The 24,327-nt window shown below is 56.8% G+C and carries 19 protein-coding genes, 1 tRNA gene and 2 pseudogenes; 3 read left to right on the top strand and 19 right to left on the bottom strand.

What is annotated here, in order from left to right:
* The 10 genes from NGJ21_RS00005 to tssB all read right to left on the bottom strand — a co-directional run.
* On the bottom strand, window positions 1-495 hold a 495-nt coding region (locus NGJ21_RS00005), incomplete at its 3' end, for a formylglycine-generating enzyme family protein (protein WP_251961671.1).
* A gap of 21 nt (window positions 496-516) precedes the next feature.
* Window positions 517-2,787, bottom strand: coding sequence for a hypothetical protein (locus tag NGJ21_RS00010; RefSeq protein ID WP_251961672.1), 2,271 nt, complete (start codon window positions 2,785-2,787; stop codon window positions 517-519).
* A 17-nt stretch (window positions 2,788-2,804) separates the two neighbouring features.
* Complete coding sequence (locus NGJ21_RS00015) at window positions 2,805-5,309, bottom strand: type VI secretion system Vgr family protein (protein ID WP_502943484.1); 2,505 nt, start codon at window positions 5,307-5,309, stop codon at window positions 2,805-2,807.
* Between the two features lie 2 nt (window positions 5,310-5,311).
* A complete protein-coding gene (tssH, locus tag NGJ21_RS00020) occupies window positions 5,312-7,966 on the bottom strand; it encodes a type VI secretion system ATPase TssH (protein WP_251961674.1) in 2,655 nt (884 codons plus the stop codon).
* Window positions 7,967-8,115: 149 nt separating this feature from the next.
* On the bottom strand, window positions 8,116-8,619 hold the full coding sequence (locus NGJ21_RS00025) for an Hcp family type VI secretion system effector (protein ID WP_012315100.1): 504 nt from the start codon (window positions 8,617-8,619) through the stop codon (window positions 8,116-8,118).
* Window positions 8,620-8,635: 16 nt separating this feature from the next.
* Window positions 8,636-10,366 carry an OmpA family protein gene (locus NGJ21_RS00030; RefSeq protein WP_231386173.1) on the bottom strand — a complete coding sequence of 577 codons (1,731 nt, stop codon included), beginning with the start codon at window positions 10,364-10,366 and terminating at the stop codon, window positions 8,636-8,638.
* Between the two features lie 5 nt (window positions 10,367-10,371).
* Complete coding sequence (tssL, locus tag NGJ21_RS00035) at window positions 10,372-11,052, bottom strand: type VI secretion system protein TssL, short form (protein WP_168216545.1); 681 nt, start codon at window positions 11,050-11,052, stop codon at window positions 10,372-10,374.
* Entirely contained in the window at window positions 11,049-12,404 is a 1,356-nt protein-coding gene (gene tssK / locus NGJ21_RS00040; RefSeq protein ID WP_119687439.1) for a type VI secretion system baseplate subunit TssK, read from the bottom strand. Before tssK ends, tssL begins: the two co-directional genes overlap by 4 nt.
* 23 nt (window positions 12,405-12,427) lie before the next feature.
* On the bottom strand, window positions 12,428-13,966 hold the full coding sequence (gene tssC / locus NGJ21_RS00045) for a type VI secretion system contractile sheath large subunit (RefSeq protein WP_115274363.1): 1,539 nt from the start codon (window positions 13,964-13,966) through the stop codon (window positions 12,428-12,430).
* Window positions 13,967-14,000: 34 nt separating this feature from the next.
* On the bottom strand, window positions 14,001-14,504 hold the full coding sequence (gene tssB / locus NGJ21_RS00050; protein WP_012315105.1) for a type VI secretion system contractile sheath small subunit: 504 nt from the start codon (window positions 14,502-14,504) through the stop codon (window positions 14,001-14,003).
* Window positions 14,505-15,032: 528 nt separating this feature from the next.
* Between tssB and NGJ21_RS00055 the strand changes: the two are divergent.
* Window positions 15,033-15,238, top strand: a pseudogene (locus NGJ21_RS00055) (helix-turn-helix domain-containing protein); the annotation flags it as partial.
* Window positions 15,239-15,341: 103 nt separating this feature from the next.
* Window positions 15,342-15,668, top strand: a pseudogene (locus NGJ21_RS00060) (ATP-binding protein); the annotation flags it as partial.
* A 272-nt stretch (window positions 15,669-15,940) separates the two neighbouring features.
* Here NGJ21_RS00060 and NGJ21_RS00065 read toward each other — a convergent pair.
* The 9 genes from NGJ21_RS00065 to NGJ21_RS00105 form a co-directional block, all read right to left on the bottom strand.
* A tRNA-Gly gene (locus NGJ21_RS00065) sits at window positions 15,941-16,016 on the bottom strand.
* Between the two features lie 63 nt (window positions 16,017-16,079).
* Complete coding sequence (gene pgsA / locus NGJ21_RS00070) at window positions 16,080-16,640, bottom strand: CDP-diacylglycerol--glycerol-3-phosphate 3-phosphatidyltransferase (protein ID WP_174142233.1); 561 nt, start codon at window positions 16,638-16,640, stop codon at window positions 16,080-16,082.
* Window positions 16,641-16,673: 33 nt separating this feature from the next.
* Complete coding sequence (uvrC, locus tag NGJ21_RS00075; protein WP_012315214.1) at window positions 16,674-18,497, bottom strand: excinuclease ABC subunit UvrC; 1,824 nt, start codon at window positions 18,495-18,497, stop codon at window positions 16,674-16,676.
* A 5-nt stretch (window positions 18,498-18,502) separates the two neighbouring features.
* Window positions 18,503-19,141: a response regulator transcription factor GacA gene (gene gacA, locus NGJ21_RS00080; RefSeq protein ID WP_012315215.1), complete on the bottom strand. Its 639-nt coding sequence runs from the start codon at window positions 19,139-19,141 to the stop codon at window positions 18,503-18,505.
* Window positions 19,142-19,204: 63 nt separating this feature from the next.
* A complete protein-coding gene (locus NGJ21_RS00085; protein WP_012315216.1) occupies window positions 19,205-19,594 on the bottom strand; it encodes a helix-turn-helix domain-containing protein in 390 nt (129 codons plus the stop codon).
* Between the two features lie 153 nt (window positions 19,595-19,747).
* On the bottom strand, window positions 19,748-20,179 hold the full coding sequence (locus tag NGJ21_RS00090) for a GNAT family N-acetyltransferase (RefSeq protein WP_174142234.1): 432 nt from the start codon (window positions 20,177-20,179) through the stop codon (window positions 19,748-19,750).
* Window positions 20,180-20,313: 134 nt separating this feature from the next.
* Window positions 20,314-21,009, bottom strand: a complete 696-nt coding sequence (locus NGJ21_RS00095; RefSeq protein ID WP_174142235.1) for a glutathione S-transferase N-terminal domain-containing protein — start codon at window positions 21,007-21,009, stop codon at window positions 20,314-20,316.
* Between the two features lie 73 nt (window positions 21,010-21,082).
* Window positions 21,083-21,583 carry a PaaI family thioesterase gene (locus tag NGJ21_RS00100; RefSeq protein WP_174142236.1) on the bottom strand — a complete coding sequence of 167 codons (501 nt, stop codon included), beginning with the start codon at window positions 21,581-21,583 and terminating at the stop codon, window positions 21,083-21,085.
* A gap of 104 nt (window positions 21,584-21,687) precedes the next feature.
* A complete protein-coding gene (locus tag NGJ21_RS00105) occupies window positions 21,688-23,070 on the bottom strand; it encodes an amino acid permease (protein ID WP_119687444.1) in 1,383 nt (460 codons plus the stop codon).
* A gap of 255 nt (window positions 23,071-23,325) precedes the next feature.
* On the opposite strand from NGJ21_RS00105, the gene NGJ21_RS00110 reads away from it, so the two are divergent.
* Window positions 23,326-24,222, top strand: coding sequence for a LysR substrate-binding domain-containing protein (locus tag NGJ21_RS00110; RefSeq protein ID WP_012315221.1), 897 nt, complete (start codon window positions 23,326-23,328; stop codon window positions 24,220-24,222).
* Window positions 24,223-24,327 lie beyond the last annotated feature (105 nt).

The raw sequence follows: 24,327 nt of genomic DNA on the forward strand, positions 1-24,327 counted from the left end.
CTGAGCCTCAGTGGGTAATGAGAAAGGAAGATTGGACACTTTAGCCAGCCAGTTGCAATAGCGATCGGCCTCATACCAGTCCATATGCGCTGGCAAATTAGGTAAAGAATGAATATTCTTCCAATCCTCCTGTCTATCCCCTTCCTCAAAAGAACGCAAATCAAGACCATTGCTTTTAAGATACATCTCAAACTCTTTATTTGAGACCTTAAATCTTGCAATAGAAAAGGTGCTCAACTTGACCTTATGTACTGGCCGACTGTCTTCATCACCATCATAAGACATTTGCTCCGCCCCATACTGCAAGCCATAATCCCCCATCAAATACTCACCACCCTCAACAAACACCAAGTCCCTTTTTACTTCTTCGACAAAATGCTTCATCTCTCTCGGAGTTATCTTGAGCTCCTTATAATCAATATCACTCGCCAACTGGTCACAGCCTGACAAACTCAAAAAAACCAAAAAAAATATAGACACCTTAAAAATCTTCACGACCACTCCAATTAGATTTACTCAGACAATATCAGCACCACAATCACCAAACTTGCAGCGTCGCGGGTAATTCGGATTACGACCAACGTTTAGCTTATAATAGACCGTATCATTCATAGCGAGCGCATAACCAGAAGAACTAAACTCCTTCAACCGATCATAAATTATGGCCAGTTCGCCTCGCTCATATTTTATTTTATAGAGTTCTCTATCTCGATCCTTTAATCCTAACCTAAGAAAGTCAACCAAGCTTCGCTCATGCCGCTCGACGGCATCCAACTCAGAGTAACCTTCTGATGGGCCATGCCCTTGCGAATTGACACGAGACAATACTTTATGCCACTCCGGCTTGGTCTGAATACTTCTAAGCACACAAAGCACCGCTTCTTTTCGTTCACCGTAACGATCGAGAAATTCTATGTTCCCTGGATCTATATTATCCCATTTACCATGCCGCGTTAGAAGGTAAAGCAATATACCCTTAGCTTCAGGTGTGTAGCGCAACAGATCCGACTCTCGGGTGATAATATTTTTAGCTAACTGATTCCGTCGTTGCGAAGCATCAATACTCTTTTTCGTCTCATCAGCCAATTCACCAATCTTTTTTTTGAAATCATTTGCAACTTTTTCAATCGACCCCTTTGCGAATGAGTAATACTCATATACATTAGCTTCAACGACCTCCATTTGCATAACACAATACTTCGTATACACACTAAATGCGGCCTCATCCATTACTTTAAAAAAACCATAATCCCTTTGATTCAGTTGATAAATCAACCAAGCACCAAACTCCAGAAAGGTATTGCCATTCACCTCACAAATAAAGCCACCTTTGGCCCCCAACCCTTTGCATAGAGAGGCTGCAAAACGAAAACAAAACTTCCCATTAATAAAAGTACAATGAAAACTCAAGCCGGCACCCACCCCCGCCAACCCTGCAATACTGGGTCCTATTTTACAAAAATCGACGTACTCTCCAGTAGTCTCCAGTATACCGCCATTTGTTTCCCCTGCCGCTGTCGGCTTTAACCATTGCAGTGATCCCGTCAGTGTTCCTTCCGCCCTCGCACCCGCAAAAGCTTCTGCCGAAAGTTTTATCCCTTCATCTTCACTGTTCATCTGCTGATGAAAATCGTAAGCTCGGCTTCTTCTTTCACTGAAACGCCTCAAACGACCAGGTTGGCCCATGACGGTTTGCTGGTCACCACTACTGACCACCTGGAATTGAGCCTCCACCTGAAGCGTCGCACCGATAAATGCGGCCAAGCGAACGTTCAAACTTAGGCGCATCATTCCTAAATCAAACGGGACCTCGTTCTCATCAGAGGGGTTAACTGTAAGCGCCCATCCGATGCGATCCGGGGCGTAAATTGAAAAGGACGCTATGCCGGCAGCCGCTGTTAAGCTGCCGCCACCCTCTCCTTTGATGGAGAATTGTTGCTTACGTGGATCAATTTCAACATTTGCGCCAAAATTGGAAACAAAGCGCATAAACTGTGCTCCGCCCTCAAAATCAATATGATCCCCCCACTTTGCCTCACCTTGTGCGGCAGCATTCCAGCTATCTGCCCAGTCAAAAAGTGAACAATCCATACTCAGCGCCTCAGGATCAAAACCAAGGCCTGCCCATTTAACAACATCCTTCAGATCAAATTTTATTTTTGGCCAATTCAATCCGGCAAGTTGCCTTTTAAGCTTTTTGTCGTCTATGCGACGAATTTTTCCATCACTGCGTCGTTCAAAGATACTTTCAGCGCCGCCTTTTTTGTCACGACTTTTCAACGACACAGTATGGAGTTTTCTGCCATCCTTGCCTTGACTGTAGTAACCTTTTTTTACATAAACTACAGGCGCTCGTTTCTCACCAGCTTTTCTTTTAGCAGACTGACCACTAACAGGAACAAGCTCCACAACATCATTATATTTCATGCCTTGGATAGAAAACTCACCAATTTTTTCTTTTAACTCTTTCCGCTTCAACTCCAAATCTTCCTCAGCTCGCACTACAGCGTCATGAAATGACGCCTCAGGCGCTGCTGTGGCTTCTGCAGCAATTCCATATTCTTCAATTGCAACGGAGTAATTAATTTTTTCCTGATGAAAATCATTTACGCACTGCTGCATTTCCTTCCAATGCGCCTCAAACTCTGCAGCCTCACTATCAGCAATAAAAACCAACTCCTCGGTTTCCGGACAAAAATAACACTGTGCCGATTGATGGTGAGCCACTACAACGGGTTTACTTTTGCAAATCCTGCTCTCTGCTACTGAGATATCCGCATCGCTCATCGATTATCGCTCCGAAGTTACTCAAAGAATAACTTTATGCTTTGAAGATCAATTCCATAGTGGGATTGTGTATAACCATTCCCATCTGTCATGCCTCTCAGCACGCTGCCATCGGCAGCTTCAATTCGATACCGTACGTAAGGTTTTGGCTTGTCACTAACTTTATCTCTAACTTGAAAGCCACCTTGCATGGGACTGCTGTAAACAGGATCTTCCAGAATCATCGGTGCCAGGGCCTTTTCCAATGAGGCAGTGCCTCCCCAAGCGATATTGTCATTCTTGATATGCAGTTCACCCGGGGCACCGATCTCAACAGATCCGTCTTTTATCTTGATATAGGCACCTCTGCTAACCAGAGTGATGCCGTGTTGGGCATTGAGAACGATCTCGCCATTACTGCTATTTAAAGCGAGTTCCTTGTCTGCTTGTAACGTCATCGCATCGCTTTGTGCCTGAATGTCCACAGGGCCACGAGCCGCAATTAATCTGAGCCCTAACTTTTGAGCGAACAGACTGATAGCCTCACCTGCGGCTACGCTAAAACGTTTGAATAGGCTGAAGTCAGCACTGTCACCAGCCGTAGCTGTAATAGAGTTTTCTGCCGATAGTTGGATGTTTGCAGGTGTAACCATAGCTATCCCGGCAGGTGCCGAGGCAAGGAGTCCCGCATCTTTGAGCCGCGCCAATGCCTCCCGCAGGCTCTGTTGGGCCTGATTATCAGCTGGTAATGCTCCCGACACAGCTGCGCTTTGCGCCAGTGCGTTCACCAATGCCAGAGCGTTATTGAGCTGAGCCAACGCTGCTCCCATCTCCAGCATTGTCCCTTGGGCTTGAGGCTGAGCGTCAGCACTGATGAAGATGCCACTGCCGCCACGGATCGCGGCATGCCCATCAGTGCGCAGTTCCGCGCCCTCCCCGCGAGGCCGGCGCTCGGCATCGACCAGATGCCCGAGATTTAGTTGAGTCTTGCCACTGTGCTCCGTACTGAGCTTGATGTGCTCCTGCCCGCGGGCGTCGTCCATGCGCAGTTTGTTGTTGGCCGGGGTGCGCAGCACGTTGCGCTTGTCGTTGCGTAGGGTAACGTGGTCCACATGCCGGCTGTCGTGCAGGGCATGGGCGATGTAGGGCCGGTCCGGGTCCCCCTGTTCGAAGGCGATAGCCACCTCAGTGCCGGCGATAAGTGGTAAATGCAGGCCATGAGTGTCGCCGGCGTAGGGTCGGGCCAGGCGTAGCCAGGCACTTTCCTCACCGGCTTTCCAGCTGTCGCGATCGAACAGAAAACTCACCCGATAGCGCCCTTCCAGGTCGATATGCGCGTAGGGATCGTTAGCCTGTGGGCTGGTGACGCGCGCCGGCACCGTACCGGCGATCTGTGGCTTGCCCAGCAATCTAGGCCGAAAGCCTATCGACTCCAAATAGGGAATCGCGTCGAACCTGGCCTCCAAGCTCCGGTCGCGTGCTGCCTCGACGGTCAAATGTGTAATGACCACCCCAGGCTCGAACACCTGCGGCGCCCCGTCAGAGACCGTCAGCACTTGCCCTGGGGCAAGCGTCACGCTGCTGCTGACGCCATTGCAACGCGTCTGGTCGTTGAGAAAGCGTTCATGATTCAGGCGCGCATAGAAGTAGCCACTTTCGCTGAGCAGGTCCTCATCCTTGTCAATGGCGTCACCCAGCGCGGTATAGGGTTCGCCGTAGTGATAGCCTTCGCCATAGGTGGTGGTGGCACCTCGGCTGTGATCAACCTCACCATCCAGGAAGGCGGCCGCGTCCCGGTGGTGATAAGCCCGCACATTGATGTGCTGCTCCACCACCTGATGCTCAACTTGGAGCGCCCATACGCCCTCCTGCCCATTGCTGGTCAAACCCGACAGCGGGCGATGTGGTAGCGTGAGTCCAAACTGGAAATGGCGTTGATGGTCGTGAAACTCGACCACATCGATGGAAAGGCGATCATCGTGGGTAAAGCGATACCAGATGCCGACTTCCGCCAGCAGACGGCTGATGAAGGCCAGATCGCTCTCACCGTACTGCATGACCTGTTCACGCTTGGGATACTCGCGCGCCAGGTCAAACAAGAAGTGCTGCCCTTCGAACTGGTGGCGACTACGGAGGACACTTTCAACGATTTCCGGCACCGACTGATGCTGGTAGATCCGGTACTGCTTGCCACGCCCGAGCAATGCCAGGTGCGCTTCGAGTGTGACTTGGTAGCGGGCTTCATCCCGGGAACCGGAGACACGCTTGAAACCGGTGATCACGCCATGCAGCGTACGTGAAGCAGCGTTGATCATTGAGAGCTGGACGGTGGGTTGAGACTTGCCCAGATAAAAGCTGGCATCCTTCCCGAGGATCTGCACAGCCTCGATATCCTGCTCCGGGGAAGTGAATGCCACGGTGTACTTGAACGGTTTGCTCAGCCACTCTTCACCTTTGAACGACAGTACATCAAGCTCAACAGCAAGCTGGTCGACTTCAAGCTGGTAGTGGTTATGGGTGAAACCCATTATTGGCTTCGACATCATCAAACCCCCTCGGCAGCCGCCACGGCTGCGTGGTGTTCATCTGCAAAGCTCAAGCTGATGCCGGCGTCTTCGCAGTATCCAAGCGTCACGGCTTGGGTGGGCTGTCCGAGCGCTTGGCGCTGGAGTAACTGCTGACTGAGCACCGGCAGGATCTGTTGATTGAGCAAGCTATCGATATTGCGAGCGCCGGTATCGGGCAAAAGGCAGGCGGCGACCAGCGCTTCGTAGAGCGAGTCATCAACCTCACATTGCAGGCCGTAATGACGCAGCAAGCGCTTGGCCACTTGATCGAGTTTGATGGCGACAATGCGCTTGAGTGCATCGGCCCCCAATGGGCGGAAGATCAATGTCTGGAAGCGAGCCAACAGTGCAGCATGGAAGTGCTCGCGTAACACGGGACGCAATAGTTCATGCAGTGCCGCTTCCTCAATGCCTGGCTGCCGCTCGATACTACCTTGCAGCAGGTCGCTTCCCAGGTTCGAAGTCATGAGGATGACCGTGTTGCGAAAATCGATCTCCCTTCCTTCTCCATCACGCATGAAGCCGCGGTCGAACACCTGATAGAACAGGTTGAGTACATCACGGTGGGCCTTTTCGACTTCGTCCAGCAACACCACGCTATAGGGACGCTGGCGGACGGCTTCGGTGAGTACGCCGCCCTGGCCGTAACCCACATAACCCGGCGGCGAACCCTTGAGTTGGCTGACGGTGTGCGCCTCTTGATACTCCGACATGTTGAGGGTGATCAAGGACTTCTCGCCACCGAACAGACTGTGGGCCAGTGCATGCGCCGTCTGCGTCTTGCCGATGCCACTGGTACCGACCAGCAGGAAGACAACCATCGGTGCCTTGTCGTCAGTGAGGCCCGTTCGGGCGGCGCGCAACCGTTGGGCAAGTGCAACCAGCGCCGGGTCTTGACCAACAACACGCTCGGCCAACTGATCTTCCAGGTTCAACAAGCTGGCGTGTTCGTCTTTCAGCAGACTACCGAGAGGCACGCCCGTCCAGTCTGCGATCACCTCAGCCACACTGCGTGCGCACACATCAAGGGACAGCAGTGGCCGACTCCCCTGCACGTAGCTGAGGTGTTCTTGCAGCTGAGCGCAGACAGTTGTATCAACCTGCTCGCCCTGGCGAGCATTGAGCAGCTGGTGGGTGAGGTCGAGTTCTTGTTGGTACTGCAGCTCCAACGCGGCTTGCTGACTCTCCAGCTGCACCAGCTGGGTAGTGATCTTCGCCAAGCGAGATTCATGCGTAATACCGGTAAGCTGCGCGTCCTCTTCCAGCGCCACCCTCTCTGCCGTGAAGGCCATTTTCTGCGACTTCAGCTGGACCAAGGCCTGAGGTTCGCAGTCCAAGCTCATGCGAACACGCGCGCAGGCGGTATCAATCAGATCCACAGCTTTGTCCGGTAAACGGCGCCCGGTCAAAAAGCGGCGAGACAAGCTGACCGCCGCCTGCACCGCAGCGTCTTGAACATGCACGCCGTGGTAGCTGGCATAACGCGCTTTGAGCCCTCGCAGCATCACACAAGCATTGGCATCATCCGGCTCATCGACCTTGATCATCTGGAAGCGACGCTCTAACGCCGCATCGCGCTCGAAGTACTGCTTGTATTCACTCCACGTGGTGGCAGCGATGGTGCGCAGCTCGCCACGCGCCAAAGCCGGTTTCAGCAGATTCGCCGCATCTGCGCCCCCTGCCTGATTGCCAGCACCGATCAAGGTGTGCGCTTCATCGATGAACAGCAGCACCGGCGTCTCTGACCGCTGGACGGCATCAATTACGTTCTTCAGCCGTTGCTCGAACTCGCCTTTGACCCCTGCGCCCGCCTGGAGCAACCCTAGGTCCAGAGTACGGATACACACCGGTTTCAAGCTATCGGGGACATCCCCGCTGGCGATGCGTAAAGCAAGCCCCTCGACCAGAGCGGTTTTTCCAACACCTGGATCGCCAACAAGGATAGGGTTGTTCTTGCGCCGACGGCTCAGCACATCGATCATTTGACGGATCTCATCGTCGCGGCCGAACACCGGGTCGATTTGCCCCGCTGCTGCCTGGGTGGTGACGTCATGGCTAAACTGATCGAGGACAGCGACTGATGCTTCGTCCCCCTTCAAGACGACAGCCGCCTTAGCCTCTCCTGACACTTCTGGCTTGAACAGTGATGTCTGCCCCGGTTGACGCTCTTGCGAGTCAAACTCAAGCAGCGTTTCCATTTGCTTGAACTGCGTCGGACCGACGCTCGATAGAGGCCAGGCGGCGGAACATTTGAGCAAGTTAGGCGTTTCAAATAACGCCCCCAGCAAGTGAACGGATCGCAATTGCTCACAGTCACGATCCAGCGATGCCAACAACCAGGCATTGGTGATCAGCTGCTGCACCTCACCGCTCAACTGAGGTTTACTGAGAACGCTGCGCGGCAATGTATGGAAGTGGTCAAGCAGCCCTTGCCAGATGGCATCCATATCCCACTCGTATCGGCGGGCGAGGACCACGAGATCGCCCTCGCCCTGCTCAAACAACTTCAACAGCCAATGTTCAACAGTGATATGACTGTGCCCGCGCGCCTGACAAAGTGAAGCCGCTGCCGTGAGTGCCTGGGTACAGTAGGCGTTTAGCCGGCGAAGCAGGCGGGTAGGATCGTGTGCCATACAGGGCATCCTTGTCGTCAATAATCAACATGCCGCCACAAGTGCGAGCGCATCTGAATAGCTGAGGTGTATTTGGCTGAACGCCCGCGCACGGACGCTCAACCCAAGACACTGGAGGCTGTCAACCAACCTCGGTTGACAGTCCGGTTTCATCCAGCGGCAGCGGCGCTAGGGCGCTCATTCCAGGAATCCGAATGGATGATGTTCCCATCCTTGAATGCCCAAGTAATTTTTTCGTAGCGCAGCTCGACTAGTTCCAAGTGATTGTGTTTTTCTTTCGCCGGATCTTTGACATCGTGCATCTTCGGTGCAACTTTCACGACCTTTACGTTTTCCAGTTTGGTGTTGAAATACTCCACCTCCTGCCCGGCATCATTAATCTTGTACCATTTGAACTCCGCCTCTTTAAGCGTCTGCCCAGTCGTCACGGCCTTGTAGAGATAAGGAGAGGAGGCGTCTATCTCCTTGGTAAAAACAAAAGGCGTATGGATACGCGTACCCGTTAATTTGCCGGTATTGTTATCGGTAGGGATATACAAATCATGATCTTGACCGACTACTTCAACACTACCCTCACGGCCCTTTACATCCACCGAGCCTTTGATATCGGCTCCACCATCGTCTTTCAGCCACAGATAAACAGGAATAGCCATTTAGAAGCTCCTCATTTCAAGCTTTGGGAGTCGCAGAGTGCGACTTGGGTTGCACTCCTGAGGCCGTAGCCGAGGGCTGACAAGCCCCCGCCTCCGGCACCAGGCGAATTTCAACTCGGCGATTAGCCGACCGTCCTTGTTCCGTGTCATTACTTGCAACGGGCTCGCTTGCACCCAAGCCTTGAACTGCGAAGCAGTTGCTGGGTATGTCACCCATGTGTTGTATCCAGTCATGAACCGCCGCCGCGCGTGTTCGCGACAAACGCAAATTCTGTTCGTCATTACCCGTCGCGTCCGTATGGCCCGTGATCACGATCAACCAGCCTGGCTGGGCCTTGATGTCTGCAAGTGCATTCACCAAAAACTTGGTCGATCCTTGCTTCAACTGCGCGCTACCACTGTTGAAGAGCGACAGGCTGTCCAGGCGAACCGTGCGTGGCTTGTCAGCCACTCCCTGAGGCATCGTCGGGATGTGATGGCCGTTGATTGCGGCCAACAACGAAGGACGCAGCCTTTCGCCCTGATAGAGCCCGATCCCGAACGACCACGGTTCCCCTTGGCGATAGTAGCGGTCCAGTCGCTGCGCCTCCTGGCGAAGCACCATCAGTGCCACCTGGCGTTGCGATACTTTGTCCGAATCGGGGCTCAGCGAAGCCGTGCTGTAGCGTCGCAAATCATCGGTGACCTGACGGATCAAGAGCGTGTTCTGCCTCGCCGAACTAATCAGCGCAACGCAAGCCGTCAGTACGAACAACCAGACTCCAATCACCACAGCCCTACTTCGCCGACTGTGTGGAGTACTGCCAGGCAACACATGGAGCAGTGCATCAGGAAAGGGTAACGACGCGTTTGTATGTTTAGGCCCACTACCTGCGAAGGAAAGGCCAGTCCGCTCCTGTAGCCAACGGTGCCAGAGGTTGCCATCACGCGCGCCCTCAGACTTGGGACAAAATGCAACCGCAACGGCGTCCGCTGTTACGATCCCCTCGCGGGAATTACGTTTGCCAATTTCCGGCAAGCACGCTTGATTCAACCAACCCACAGCAGCGCTCAACTGCACCGTGGTTCGGAATCGATCAGCCTGGTTCTCAGGTTCTGTGCCCCTGCGCTCCCATTCGGCCAGCGTCAGGCACTCACCCACCTCACGCGTTCGCACACTTGATGCTTCAGTTTCCCAGCTGAACCAGGGCGACACCCCAACTGCGCTCGGGAAGTAGCCCACAATCAGCAGCGGCAGCGGTCTACCTCGCTTGCGCAATATCGCAACCTGATGGCACAAGCTTTGTATCTGGTTCGCAAGCACTGCGCCGTCATTATGGGCACTGGGATTGACCAGCCACATGACACTGAGCTGCCCGTCCCACTCTGGCCGCTCCAGCAGCAGATCGGCCACGGTTGCGGACAACTTCAAGAGATCGGGCACTGGCACATAACACCCCTCCACTGTTACCCGTGGCGCCAGCTGCTCAGCAGACGAGGCCCCAAACAGCTCAGCCAAGCAATCGCCGACCGCTAGAACGACAGGATGACGATACGAGCCAGCAGGCAGGCGGACACCGCTGCCCCACTGCAACGGTGTATGTTTCTTGGCAGCACGCTGAGTCCGGCGCCAGCCCAACACCAGCAAGGCAGTGACTACCAGAGTAGCGATGGCTTGAACCTCTACAGCCAGCGGCAACGTGGCAATCAACAACCAGGACAGCGCACCGGCCCATAGCCAAAGCCCCTGTTTGTGTACCTGCGCCATTGCGCTCATTCCTGCACCGGCAAGAGCGAGGCCACTGCCTCGCCTAACGCGTGATCAAGCGCCCACCAAGCACCTACCAACAGAGCAGCTGCCATCACGATGTGAAGCAGAGGAGATCGCAACCAACCCCACATCGGCATCCGTGGGCCACTGCCTAACTGAACGACCAGCGACTGACTTGTATCCAGAGGCGGCACTTGCGCGGAGATGGCAGTCAACAACTGCTGCCGCTCCGGGTGGTTTGCCTCTCGGTAGCGCCCCAGGAATCCAAGCATCAGGACTCGATGAAATACTGTGAGTACGCAAGGGGACACAGAGGCTTCCTGCAGCGCAGAGCGCATATCTTCGTAGAGCGACTCCCCCGCCTGATGGCTGCTGAAAAACCTTGCCTGTAAGGTCTCCATCGCCCAATCCTCATGGGCACTGCCTTCGGCGCGGGCAAGTACTGTTTCGTCCAGAAGCGCACACTGCGCATGACTGATCAGATCGACGCTGCGGCGGTCCAGACCCTCCTGCTGAAGCATGGCTCGTACATGCTCGACATCAGCCACGCACCTTGACCACAGCTGCGGACTACTGTGCGCATCGGTACCGTGTCGCAACTCGACAACCAACAGATAGGTGTCCTGCAGCAACGCGTCGATGTCCACCTTGGCTGCGGTGTGCTTCTGCACTGTGCGACTCATGAGCGAAGCACCGCGAACAATTCGAGCTGGACACCCTGAAACACACTCGGGACATAGAGGGCACAGACCCCATCAGCCAGCATGGCGCGGCCCTTTGCATGGCCGAGGTCGAGCGCGAAGTACTGATTCTCCAGCCGCAGCGGTATCGCGGCGGGCACATGGCTCAAAGGTTTCAGTGGAACGCCATCGAGTGCCGCATTGACGAGATGGTCCACATCATCGGGGGAACCGATCTTGCACAGCCGTGGGAATTGGCTTTGAACTTGTACGGCTGGCAGCCGGCAACGGACCGACAAATAGAAGTCAGCCCCTTCAGGCTCAAGCAGACGTGGATCGCTCAGAGAAACCTGCCAGCGGTTTGCGCTGCGCGCCTCCAGGATCAGCGCCAGCACGCGGGACGGCAGGCTCGCCTCCAGCAATGTGGATAGGGTACGCATCAAGGGCGGGAAAACCGCCTCAAGGTCCGCGTGCTGGTAGGCGGGTATGTCCTCTATGTGCTGGTCTAACGAGAAGGTCAGCAGGCCACCTGCAAACTTCACCAACTGTTGATATACCTGCTCCGGATGGCGAGCAGGCTGCGCTTTTAGGTCTGCCAACACCGGCTGATAAGTGTTCAGTGCGTTGAGCAACCAGAACAACGTGACATCTGCAACAGCGAAATCCGCCATTCGCTGGTTGCTCTCCCGGCGCATTCCCATCAAACGCTCACGCTTGGCGGACAGCTGGGTGAGCAGGTTGTCGAGTTGAAGCAACAACCCAGCATGAGCATCAAACTTCAGCAACGGCGGGATGTAGGTATCATCAATGGCCCACCCATCCTTGCCATCACGCAGCAAACGACCCACCGGGCAGGTCAGATAATCCGCATTATCGTCATCAGCCAGACGCAAGCTCAGCGCATGTTCGAGCACGCTGATTGACTGTATTTCACTGGTGTAGAGATCCTTGGTATCACGCCATACCTGGTGATATCTGACGGGCCGCTCAGCGCTGCCACCCTCAAACAGGCAGTTGTTACCATTGGCCTGTTCCAGTGGCAAAGCGATCACAACCGTTGCCGTCTGGATATCTCCGGGCAATACCCGAGAGAGTTCCAGGGCACTGGGTAGTCGATCCAGCCGATCGGTATCGATCAAAGTACCGTCTGGTAGGCACAGCTGAAGCCGAGTGGCCTTCAGCTTACCCAACCTCAGCGCATCTGCATCAAACGCCACATTTCGGATGCCCCAAGGGTGGACCAAGCCCAGTGAGGCAATACTCTGGTTGGTCCACGATTCAAAGCGGGCCTGCTGTTGAAACTGCTGCGCAGACAACACCACTCCGGACGCCCATAAAGGCCGGTCGATTTTCACGACATACACTCCTGCAACCGCAATCAAGATTTTGCTTTGGGCATCTGCGAAACCAATGAGAGGTTGATGTCCATACCTTCAACCTGGAAATGCGGCACAGCGAACAACTTGACCCTGAAGAAGCCCGGGTTGTCATCAATGTCCTCGACAACCACTTTTGCCTCTCTCAGCGGGTGGGAAGCTTGCAAGTCATCTCCCGGATCGGTCATCTCGGTGACCAGGCCACTGACCCACCTATTGAGCTCCAACTCCAACAGGCGACGGTCTTTAGTTGTACCGATATTCTCCCGCTGGATAACTTTCAAATAATGTGCAATGCGAGAAAGCAGGAACACATAGGGCAACCTCGAATTGATACGACTATTTGCCGTGGCCTCCGCCGTGTCATAGATTGCCGGCTTGTGCGCTGAGTTGGCCGAGAAGAAACATGCGTAGTCACGATTCTTGTAATACGAGAGCGGAATCAAGCCCAAATTGGCAAACTCAAACTCTCGGGTCTCCGGAATCATAACTTCCGAGGGGATCTTGACTTGACTACCCGTCCCCATGTCGTACAAATGAATCGGCAGGTCGGTAACCGCGCCACCCGACTGTGGCCCTCGAATCTGCACGCACCATCCATTGGCAATAAAGCTCTTGACCATGTTCGCCGCGAACGCGAATGTCGAGCTTACCCACAAATACTTGCTGTGATCCGGCCCCTTGACTCGCTCCACATAGTTGAAAGATCGCACAGGGTTCGTATCAGGCCCATAAGGCAAGCGCCCTAATGTGCGGGGTGTTATCCCGCCCGCATAACGAGCATCGTCAGTTTGCCTGAAGCCGTGCCACTTAATATACTCCGCACGATCCATGTAGTTACCGATATCCTTGATCGCAGACACTTCCTCCATGGTGTTTTTTCCGAAGAAGGCCGGACCAACCGAGTACAAAAACGGCATATGGGATGCAGCCGCCACTTTCGAAACATTGCGCAACAATGCGATATCTTGCGCCCCTCGCCCAAACTCATAATTCGAAACTGCCGCCGCGATAGGCTCACCACCAGGCGTATCGTATTCCTGGGTATAGGTATGCAGATACAAACCGCTTTGCGCGATCTCCGGCGCGTCTTCAAAGTCCTGCGCCAGATGCTCCTTACTGATATCGAGCAGCTCAATTCGGACGTTTTGACGGAAATCCGTTTGGTCAATCAACGACTTCGCGCCGCGCCAGATTGATTCGACCCGTTGAAAATCCGGGTGATGCATGACCGCGTCCAGCTGGCTGCTGATCTGAGCGTCAATCGAGGCGATGTGCTCATCCAGCAGAGCCCTGTCCAGCTTCTCCACCTTCGGAGAGACTTGTTTGAGACGGTCCAGAAAAACGCTCACCGAAGCAGTAACGCGCTCATTAGCTGTCGCTTCTGACAACGCATCGATACTTTGGAACACCTCAATGCCACCCATCTGATCAAGCGGTTCAAGGTTTATTCTTTCAAACAGCGCGTGATAGACGCTCTGGTTTTCTTCCACCTGCACGGTGGCGCCACGCGATTGCGCAGAAGATTGTTCTTCGGACATTTATTAGCTTCCAGTCTGTCGAGATGATGGTTTTCTAGCGCTCGCTTGGCGGTGCAAGGGCAGCAAGTTCCTTACGCAACTCGTCACTCAGTGCTTCATCTTTAAGTATCCGCTCCAATTCAGCACGAAACGTTGCGTTATCCAGAAGATTGGCCTTCAATTCGCGCAGCAAATTTCGCATCGCCAACAGTGCACGCAACTGAGGAATCTGCAGAGCAACCTGTTCTGGCTCGAAGTCCTTCATGCGCTGAAAGCTCAGTTCGACCGGTGTTTCCCCACCCTCGCCCGACAGCGTATCGTCAACAATAACCTTGAGACTCGGAGAGAGATCGGACAGCACGCTGTCAAAATTATTCTTGTTGATATTTACCTTCGGCCGCTCTGATAGCTGGCGCTTTTCCTTCCCATTGCTGTAGTCTCCCATCAGAATGAGTTTAAGGGGAAGTTCCACCTTGCGCTGGGCGCCACCTGTATGCAGATCAAGCTTGATATTGACACGTGCCTTCGGCACTTCATTCTGAAAGCTATTTGAAGCCATACCACCTCCTGCGAACCGGGATTTCTAGCGGGAGCCAACGCCCAAATGAGCGCCACCGAACCCCAACAAAATTAATCAAGGCCAGTCGAACCACTGCGTACGACTACTTGGGCGGAAGCGCTACCCGGAAGTGCCTCCCCGATAACCATGGCGCATCTTTTGGCGCCGCGCCACCCCCTTTCTAAAATAAGGAAGCGTCCTACAAGGCATACCTAAGATGACAACAAATGTTCGAAGCCGCACACTAGAGCGCCAACATTGATGCATTTAATAAGAGCAACCCGACCGCCATCGACGCATTGACCCAAATCAACAAAAACAACCTCAGACGAAATAATGATCAACATGCATAAAATGCAAGTTATTTCCACCAAGCCGCACCAGAACAGAAAATTCCTACAAGTTCAAAAGCGCCACCCCAAACCAAAGCCGCAAATAGCAAACATGTACTAGCGCCGTGAGCGGTTAGTTAATTTTCTAACGAATATTGATATACTGTCTGCCTTCATACCTCGCCTGGTTTCTCGGATGCCCCGACCCATCGCTTCCTTTTCACTGCAACCTGCTGACGCCATTACGCTTCAACATTGGTTACGCAGGAGGACGCTGGAGCGAAGCCTCGGGCAACGGGCGCGGATACTTCTTTTACTCGCTGAAGGGGTGACCCCAAGGCCATCTGTGAGCAGTTAGAGATCACTTCAACCACAGTGTTCAAGTGGCGAAAACGCAACCTTTGAATCGACGGCTGTTTCCACCGGCAGCGCCAGTGCCGACCGATCAGCGACCGATGCCTGAATGAGCATGGGTACACACCGGATTGCGTCGCCCTGGGGCCAGGGCCTTGCCCGCAGCGACGGTCGCTTCGCCAAATTGATGGCCGGATACGCCAAGACTGACCTGCTGATCCTGGACGACCGGGGCTTGGCACCGTTTACCGCAGCGCAACGTCGCGACATGCTCGAACTGCTGGACGACCGCTACGGCAACAGCTCGACGCTGGTCACCAGCCAGATGCCGGTGGACAAATGGCATGCGTTGATCGGCTATCCGACCTTGGGCGATGCGATCCTCGACCGGCTGGTGCAAAACGCTTATCGGAACGAACTGAAGGGCGAATCGATGCGCAGGCGCGCAACAAAATTGACGGCGGCAGGGACTTCAGACGAACAATTCAAACCTGCGTCGCTGCGCTCCGACTGCCTGTCCAAGCGAGCGTGGAATGAGCGTCCAAATGATCGTGGGCTGGGTGTCCAAGTGTCGTGGAATCCGCATGCAGATGCCGACCGAGCCGCGCACCGTGCGCCAGGCCGTTAAGCCTGTTTCGCCTGAGCGGGCGCTGTCGCCGGCACGCAGGTAACCTGCCAAATCGCAGGCACAAAAAAAGAGGCCCTTAGGCCTCTTTTTTGTGATCCCAGCGACGCACTGAGGATCGAATTTGGAGCGGGAAACGAGACTCGAACTCGCGACCCCGACCTTGGCAAGGTCGTGCTCTACCAACTGAGCTATTCCCGCGTCGTGATGGGTGCCATTCTAGCGATATCTAAAACGGCGTCAACCCCTTGATTCAAAAAAGTTTTATTTTTGTTCCGAACCTTCACGCAGGTGCGGCCAGGCGGCCAGCAGGTAATGGGCCATGGACCATAGCGTCAGCGCAGCGGCAACCAGCAGCAACCCGTAGCCCAGAATCACCCAGAAGGTCACCAGTGGCGGATTGCCCAGCAGGATGATCAGCGCCAGCATTTGCGCTGCGGTTTTCCACTTGCCGAGGTTGGACACCGCCACATGCGCCCGCGCCCCCAGTTCAGCCATCCACTCGCGCAGGGCCGAAACGACGATTTCGCGGCCGATGATAACGGCGGCCGGCAGGGTCAGCCAGAAGTTGGCGTGCACCTGCACCAGCAGCACCAGGGCTACGGCGACCATCAGCTTGTCGGCCACAGGGTCTAGGAACGCGCCGAACGGCGTGCTCTGCTGCAGGCGACGGGCCAGATAGCCGTCCAGCCAATCGGTGGCGGCGGCGATGGCAAACACCGTGCTGGCGGCCATATAGCTCCAGTGATAGGGCATATAGAACAGCAAGATGAAGATCGGAATGAGCAGGACGCGTAGAACGGTGAGCAGATTTGGAATATTCATCGGTACGACTGGCTGCGGGTTGAGCCCGGCATTCTACTCGCTATGCAGGCTGGCATAAATCGACTCGGCAAGCTTTTTACTGATGCCGGGGGCTTTGGCGATTTCATCGATACTGGCGCGGTTGAGCTCCTGCAGGCCGCCGAAATGTTTCAGCAGGTCGCGACGGCGCTTGGGCCCTACCCCGGCAACGTCTTCCAGACTGGACACTCGGCGGGCCTTGCCGCGGCGGGCGCGGTGGCCGGTGATGGCAAAACGGTGGGCTTCGTCGCGGATCTGCTGGATCAGGTGCAGCGCCGGGTTGTCGCCCTTGAGGGTGAACTCGTGAGCTACGTCATTCAGGTAAAGGGTCTCGAAACCGGCCTTGCGGGTCACGCCCTTGGCCACGCCGAGCAGGGTCAGGTCGGTGAACGCCAGCTCCTGCATCACTTCGCGAGCCATGTTCAGCTGGCCCTTGCCGCCGTCAACCAGCAGCACGTCAGGCAATTTGCCCTCGCCGTCCTTGATACGTCCGTAGCGGCGCGTCAGGGCCTGGTGCATGGCCGCGTAGTCGTCGCCAGCGGTCACGCCTTCGATGTTGAAGCGACGGTAATCGGACTTGAGCGGGCCTTCAGGGCCGAATACCACGCAACTGGCTACCGTGGCCTCGCCGCTGGAGTGGCTGATGTCGTAGCACTCCAGGCGCTGGGGCACTTCGTCCAGGCCCAGCACCTCGGCCAGGGCCTCGAACCGCGCAGCCATGTGCTGGCGGTTGGCCAGGCGAGCATTGAGCGCCTGTTCGGCGTTGGTCACCGCCAGTTGCTGCCAACGGGCGCGGGTGCCGCGCACGCGGTGGCTGATGGTCAGCTCGCGGCCGCGCAGGGTTTGCAGCGCCTCGCTGATGGCAGCGAAGTCCTCGTGCACCACGTTGACGATCAACTCACCCGGCAATTCGCGCTCGGCATTGCCTAAATAGTACTGGGACAGGAAGGCGGCCATCACTTCGGCCACCTCTTCTTCAATACCTACCTGCGGGAAGAAGTTCTTGCTGCCCAGCACCCGCCCACCGCGCACGCTGATCAGGTGCACGCAGGCGCCACCGGGGTTGACGAAGGCGGCGACCACATCCACATCACCGGACCCGCCTTCCATATATTGCTGGTCCTGAACCCGGCGCAGCAAGGCGATCTGGTCGCGCAGTTCGGCTGCCTTCTCGAAGTTCAGGGCCATCGCGGCCTTTTCCATCTCGGCATTGAGCTCATTGCCCAGTTGCTGGCTGCGGCCCTCGAGGAACATCACCGAATGGCGCACGTCCTCGGCATATTCCTCTGCGTCGACCAGCCCCACACACGGCCCCTTGCAGCGCTTGATCTGGTACTGCAGGCATGGGCGGGTACGGTTGGCGTAGTAGCTGTCCTCGCATTGGCGCACCGAGAAGGCTTTTTGCAGCAAGCTGAGGCTTTCGCGGATGGCTCCGGCGCTGGGGTATGGCCCAAAGTAGCGCCCCTTGGCTTTTTTCGCGCCACGGTGAATGCCCAGCCGTGGGAATTGGCCGTCGGACAAAAACACATACGGGTAGGATTTATCGTCGCGCAGCAGAATGTTGTACGGCGGCCGCCACTGCTTGATGAGGTTCTGCTCGAGCAGCAGCGCCTCGGTCTCATTGGCGGTGATGGTGGTTTCGACCTGGGCGATGCGCCCCACCAGCGCAGCGGTTTTAGGCGCCAGGCCAGTCTTGCGGAAATAGCTGGCCAAACGCTTCTTGAGGTTCTTGGCCTTGCCCACATAGAGCAGCCGAGTCTCGCTATCGAACATCCGGTAGACGCCCGGGCGAGCGCTACAGGTCGCCAGGAACGCGCTGGCATCAAAGACTTGGGACATGAGGTTCAGAGGCTTGCGTCGACCATACCGTGGCGAACGGCCAGCAAGGTCAGTTCGACGTCGCTGGTGACCGAGAGTTTTTCAAAGATCCGATACCGGTAAGTATTGACGGTCTTGGGCGACAGGCACAACTTGTCCGAGATGAGCTGAACCTTCTGGCAACCGACGATCATAAGGGCGATCTGGATTTCCCGCTCCGACAGGGCGTCGAACGGCGAACCTTGCGGCTGGAACGACTTGAGCGCCAGTTGCTGGGCAATCTGCGGGCTGATGTAACGCTGCCCGGCAAACGCCAGACGGATGGCCTGGACCATCTCGTCCAGCCCCGCGCCTTTGGTCAGGTAGCCGGCCGCCCCGGCTTGCATCAGGCGCGTGGGGAACGGGTCTTCTTCACACACGGTCACGGCCACCACCTTGGTGTCAGGGTGGCTGCGCAACAATTTGCGGGTAGCCTCAAGGCCACCAATGCCAGGCATCTTGACGTCCATCAGCACGACATCCGGCTTGAGCTCCCGGACCAGCTTGAGCGCCGACTCGCCCGAGTCCGCCTCCCCCACTACCTGCAAGCCGTCGATGTCGGCCAGCATGCGTGTAATACCGGTTCGCACCAGATCGTGGTCATCGACCACTAGGACCCTAATCAAGCAGACACCTCGTCAACAGGGCGATTGGATCCCGCCACCTTAACAAAATTTTTCAAGACGGGCCTAGCGCAAAACTTCCTTAGGAAATGTCCTACGCTCACGCCACTGTGGCCGCATCGCATCACTTCGGCCTCCATCGCCCATCAGGCGCTCCAACAAATGCGCAAACGCCGCTTTGTCGTCGGCCGCCAGGCGCCTGAACGCAGCCACTAAACCGGTTTCATCCGCCGTCAGGCTTTCCAGCGGCGCCGGGGTGCGCACACCGCTGAGCACATAGAGCGCGTCGACTCCTCTAGCCGCCAGGGCAGCCAGGTAATCGACCCTCGGTGTGCGTTCGCCACTCTCATATTTGCCCTGGGCATTGGGTTCGACGCCGCCGATATCACCAAACACCCGCTGGGTCATCCCCAGCCGTTCACGCTCTTCCCTAAGACGCGGACCGAGCCCATTCATACTGATGTTTCTCCTGCTTCCCTAGCCATCGTCGGATACTGCTCACAACCCTGTGGGCTCTTGCAGACTGCTCGGTCACTATGCCCATCGCACGCCGGGGTCGCAAGCCAGTATTGAGCCAGCACCTAGGGCCGCAAGCTTGATCTGCAAAGATCAGCCGATCACCTTCTGCATACGCACAAAACACTCATCCTCACCCATTTCGACGAACCCCTCGCGCCGGTACAGCCGCCGCGCCGGGTTGCTCTTGAACACCATCAAGCGCAGCAACGGCAGCCTCAGCTGCGCCGCCTTGGCGGCCAGCGCTTGCAGTACCCAACTGCCAACCCCTTGCCCGCGATGCTCAGGCAGCAGGTGCAGCTCGCGAATGAACAATGCCTGGCGGTCCTTGCTGAGGCTGCAGAAGCCCAGCACGCGGTCCCCGTCTACGACCAGCCACTGCTCCCGCCAATCCCAGGCCTGATCGAACGCTTCTTCGATCCACAACAGATCAAACTCCCGGTAGTACGCCAGCATGGCCCGACGCGTGAGGTCACGGGCGAAGGTGCGGTGGGCGTCGGTGGCAGGTATCAGCTCAATGGGCATCACACACCGTCCAGGTGCACAACCAACGGTGGCCGGGCAGCTCGCACTTACAGCGGGTCATGGGGCTCTCCTGCATTGGCCTGTCGCCTGAAGCCTAGGTAATTCAGTGGCCGAGGTCACGCCCCATTGCTGCCTCAGCCCGGAATTTTCAGCCCCCGCTGAACAGCGGGGCGCTCAAGGAAGCTGGCCAGCACGCGCTGCACGTTATTGAACTCATCGAAGCCGACCAGCTCACCTGCGTTATAGCGCTCCACCAGGTTACGCACCCAAGGGAAGATGGCGATATCGGCGATGCTGTACTCATCGACCATCCACTGCCGCCCTTGCAGGTGCCGGTCCAGCACGCCGAGCAGGCGCTTGGATTCGTTGACATAGCGGTCGCGTGGGCGCTTGTCTTCGTATTCCTTGCCAGCGAAGAAGTGGAAGAACCCGACCTGGCCGAACATCGGCCCGATGCCGCCCATCTGGAACATCAGCCACTGCAGCGTCTGGTAGCGGGTCGCCGGGTCACGGCTGAGCAGTTGCCCGCTCTTTTCCGCCAGGTACTGCAGGATCGCGCCCGACTCGAACAACGGCAAAGGCCGGCCGCCAGGGCCATCGGGGTCGAGGATCGCCGGGATCTTGTTGTTGGCGCTGAGCGAGATGAATTCAGGGCTCAGCTGGTCGTCGGTTTCGAAGCTGACCTTGTGCGGCTCGTACGCCAAGCCGATCTCCTCCAGCATGATCGATACCTTGACGCCATTGGGCGTAGGCAGCGAGTACAGTTGCAGGCGCTCGGGGTGTTGCGCAGGCCATTTGCGGGTAACGGGAAATGCGCTGAGATCGGTCATGGTCAACCTGTGCCAGGGGAATGGACCTGTCACTTTAGTAACATCATGGGCGGCTGACCACCACCTGCCGTCCTCAGCTCACCTGGCCATGGGCCTTGAGCTTGAGCTTGTCGGTATCCACACGGACGAACACCGAATCGGCGCAGACGGTCAGCACATCCCCCGCCCAGACCTCGCAGACTACCCGTGTCTTGCGTCCGACTTCACCTTCCACACGCGCCTTGAGCAGCAGCTCGACCCCCATGGGTGTGGGCTTGAGGTAGTTCAGGCCCAGGCTGCCGGTGACACAGTCGATACGCGGCAGGCTGCCGGGGGTACGCCCTTCGGCCCGGTAGTGGTAAGCCATGGCAGCCCAGTTGGAGTGGCAATCGACCAGCATCGCCAGCAGGCCGCCGTAGACGAGCCCCGGCCAGCCGGTGAAGGTGGTGTCGGGCGTGTGACGGCACAGCAGATGGATACCGTCGGCGTCCCAATGGCTCTGCACATGCAGGCCGCTGGGGTGGGCAACGCCGCAGCCGTAGCAAATGCCGTCGGGTGCGGCCAGCGCCTGCAGGGAGAGAGCTTGTTCGGTCATACGCTTCCTGTGCTTTTTGGAATGGGAAGGGATGCAAGCTGCATGGTAGCGCCGCGTTGGGCATGGGCCAATGAAAATGCGGGGCGCAAAGCGCCCCGCAAGGGTCAGGCAGGCTGCGCCACCGCCCTGGCACGCCGCTGGGTCAGCGAAACCAGCACGATGAACAACGTCACCCCGGCCGTCATCAGCGTCTCATAACGGTACGCATCACTGAACAGCATGTAGCCCAGTACCATCACGATGGTGCCGATCACCAGCCAGGTCAGCCAGGGGAACAACCACATCTTCAACTCCAGCGGCCGCCCCTCTCGATCAGCCCGGGCCCGCATGCGTAGCTGCGAGACGGCAATCACCAGGTACACCAGCAAGGCAATCGCACCGGTGGTCGACAGCAGGAAGCCGAACACCTTGCCGGGGAATACGTAGTTGACGAAGCAGCCGGCAAAGCCTGCCAGGGTCGAGAGGATAACCGCCACCGTCGGCACGCCGGCACCGGAGATACGCTTGGTCATGCTCAGTGCCTGGCCGCGGGCACCCAGGGAATACAGCATCCGCGAAGCAGTGTAGAGGCCGGAGTTCATGCAACTGGTGACCGCCACCAGCACCACCAGGTCGACCAGCAGTTTCGCCCCGGGCACATTCAGCACCTCAAGTACCCGCTGGAACGAGCCCACGGCCTTGAGTTGCGGATCGTTCCAGGCCACCAGCGACACCACCAGGAAGATCGAGGCCAGGTAGAAGATCGCGATGCGGTACACCACCAGGTTGGTGGCGCGGCGAATCTTGTCTTTCGGGTTGGCGGTCTCGTCAGCGGCAATGGTGACGATCTCGGCGCCAAAGAACGAGAAGATGGTGATCAGCACGCCACCGAGCACCGTACCGAAGCCATTGGGCATGAACCCGCCGCTGTCCCAAAGCCGGCTCACCCCTGAGACTTCGGCCAGCGGCCAGAAGCCGAACACAGCCAGGCTGCAGACCACGATGAAGGCAATGATCGCGATTACCTTGACCAGGGCAAACCAGTACTCGAACGCACCGAAGTTCTTCACGCTGACCAGGTTGGTGCCCGACAGCAAGAACATGATCAGGAAGGCGAACAGCCAGGACGGTACCGCCGGGAAGTAGGCATGCAGGATGTCAGCCCCGGCGATGGCTTCGACCGGGATGATCAGCACCCAGAACCACCAGTACAGCCAGCCGATGGTGAACCCTGCCCAGGGGCCGATGGCCTCGGAGGCGTAAGTGGAGAAGGAGCCGCTGTTGGGGTTGGCGATAGCCATTTCGCCGAGCATGCGCATCACCAGCAACACCAGCAGGCCGGTCATGGCGTAGGAGATGAGAATGGCCGGGCCAGCGGTGGCAATGGCGTTGGAGGAACCGATGAACAGGCCGGCGCCAATGATGCCGGCAATGGAAATCATCGACACCTGACGGGAGGTCAGGCCGTGCTGCAGGGAACGCTGTTTCTTGTTTTCTAGCGAAGCCATGGAGAACCCTCGAATGGGTCGGCCGCCGCAGGGACGGCTGAAAAAGTTGGAGCAGAATTCTTGTAAGTCGTGATGTTCTTTTTTCTTGTTTTGAAGTCGCCGGCGGTGCACTTGCCTCCTCTTCGCAGTACCGGTTGTAATCGTTGATCCAGGTCAGTATTAATCTATAGGGCGAGGTCAACAAACGACCTTTTCGAAGCACATGATTCCAATATGGAATGAACTCCTTCCTTTTTTGCTCGGTACGCGCCTGCCATGTCCAAACGCCTGATGCCCTCGACTACCGCCCTGCAGTGCTTCGAAGCGGCCGCCCGCCACCTGAGCTTCACCCGGGCGGCACAGGAACTTCACCTGACCCAGAGCGCCGTCAGCAAGCAGGTCGCGCAACTTGAAGAAATGCTGGCGCACTCGCTGTTCCAGCGCATTCGCCGGCGCCTGCACCTGACGCCGGCGGGCGCCCTGTACCTGACCGAAGTGAACAAGATCCTTAACCAGATCGACATTTCCAGCCGCTACATCCTCAGCTATGGCGACGAAACCGAAGTGCTGCGCATCGCCACCCAGCCCACCTTCGGTGCGCGCTGGCTGGTGCCCAGGCTCAAAGGCTTCGGTGACCGCTACCCGCGCATCCACCTGGACATCCGCAACGAACTGGAGCCGTTCGACCTGGTGCAGGCCAAGGCCGACATCGCCTTCTTTTTCGGCCAGGGCACCTGGCCAGGGGCGACCTGCATCGAACTGTTCAGCGAAGAGGTGGTGCCGGTGTGCGCCCCGCAGCTACAGGCCAGGCACCGCTTCGACAGTGCCCAAGCCCTCACCGAACACCGCTTGCTGCAATGCGCATCACGCCCGGAGGCCTGGCACGAATGGTTTCTGGGGCTGGGCCTGCACAGCCAGAACAGCTACCACGGGCCGCGCTTCGACACGTTCTACCTGTGCATCCGTGCGGCCATCGCCGGTTGCGGCATCGCCCTGATCCCGCGCTATCTGGTGGCCGAGGAGTTGAGCGAAGGCAAGCTGGTAGTGGCGTGGGACCACCCGGTGGCGAGCAATGGCCGGCACTTCATCGCCCATGCCGAGCATGCGGCAGAGGTGCCGAAGATCAGGGCCTTCGTGCAGTGGATTGGTGAACGCGTGGCAGAGGGAGATTGACCAAGTTCGCGAATCCAGGGAATGAACGCAATCGAATAATTCGTTTGCGGAACAACACTTCGGCGCGCTTCGATATTAAGAAACTCGAACAAGGTCCGCGTGCCC

The sequence above is a fragment of the Pseudomonas sp. Marseille-Q5299 genome, from assembly GCF_943737035.1.
Lineage (GTDB): Bacteria > Pseudomonadota > Gammaproteobacteria > Pseudomonadales > Pseudomonadaceae > Aquipseudomonas > Aquipseudomonas putida_E.

Excerpts from the sequence above, each read along its gene's own strand:
- NGJ21_RS00010 (WP_251961672.1), bottom strand. The coding sequence starts at position 2,787 with ATGAGCGATGCGGATATCTCAGTAGCAGAGAGCAGGATTTGCAAAAGT.
- NGJ21_RS00015 (WP_502943484.1), bottom strand. The coding sequence starts at position 5,309 with ATGTCGAAGCCAATAATGGGTTTCACCCATAACCACTACCAGCTTGAA.
- tssH (WP_251961674.1), bottom strand. The coding sequence starts at position 7,966 with ATGGCACACGATCCTACCCGCCTGCTTCGCCGGCTAAACGCCTACTGT.
- NGJ21_RS00025 (WP_012315100.1), bottom strand. The coding sequence starts at position 8,619 with ATGGCTATTCCTGTTTATCTGTGGCTGAAAGACGATGGTGGAGCCGAT.
- NGJ21_RS00030 (WP_231386173.1), bottom strand. The coding sequence starts at position 10,366 with ATGGCGCAGGTACACAAACAGGGGCTTTGGCTATGGGCCGGTGCGCTG.
- tssL (WP_168216545.1), bottom strand. The coding sequence starts at position 11,052 with ATGAGTCGCACAGTGCAGAAGCACACCGCAGCCAAGGTGGACATCGAC.
- tssC (WP_115274363.1), bottom strand. The coding sequence starts at position 13,966 with ATGTCCGAAGAACAATCTTCTGCGCAATCGCGTGGCGCCACCGTGCAG.
- tssB (WP_012315105.1), bottom strand. The coding sequence starts at position 14,504 with ATGGCTTCAAATAGCTTTCAGAATGAAGTGCCGAAGGCACGTGTCAAT.
- pgsA (WP_174142233.1), bottom strand. The coding sequence starts at position 16,640 with ATGAATATTCCAAATCTGCTCACCGTTCTACGCGTCCTGCTCATTCCG.
- uvrC (WP_012315214.1), bottom strand. The coding sequence starts at position 18,497 with ATGTCCCAAGTCTTTGATGCCAGCGCGTTCCTGGCGACCTGTAGCGCT.
- NGJ21_RS00085 (WP_012315216.1), bottom strand. The coding sequence starts at position 19,594 with ATGAATGGGCTCGGTCCGCGTCTTAGGGAAGAGCGTGAACGGCTGGGG.
- NGJ21_RS00090 (WP_174142234.1), bottom strand. The coding sequence starts at position 20,179 with ATGCCCATTGAGCTGATACCTGCCACCGACGCCCACCGCACCTTCGCC.
- NGJ21_RS00095 (WP_174142235.1), bottom strand. The coding sequence starts at position 21,009 with ATGACCGATCTCAGCGCATTTCCCGTTACCCGCAAATGGCCTGCGCAA.
- NGJ21_RS00100 (WP_174142236.1), bottom strand. The coding sequence starts at position 21,583 with ATGACCGAACAAGCTCTCTCCCTGCAGGCGCTGGCCGCACCCGACGGC.
- NGJ21_RS00105 (WP_119687444.1), bottom strand. The coding sequence starts at position 23,070 with ATGGCTTCGCTAGAAAACAAGAAACAGCGTTCCCTGCAGCACGGCCTG.
- NGJ21_RS00110 (WP_012315221.1), top strand. The coding sequence starts at position 23,326 with ATGTCCAAACGCCTGATGCCCTCGACTACCGCCCTGCAGTGCTTCGAA.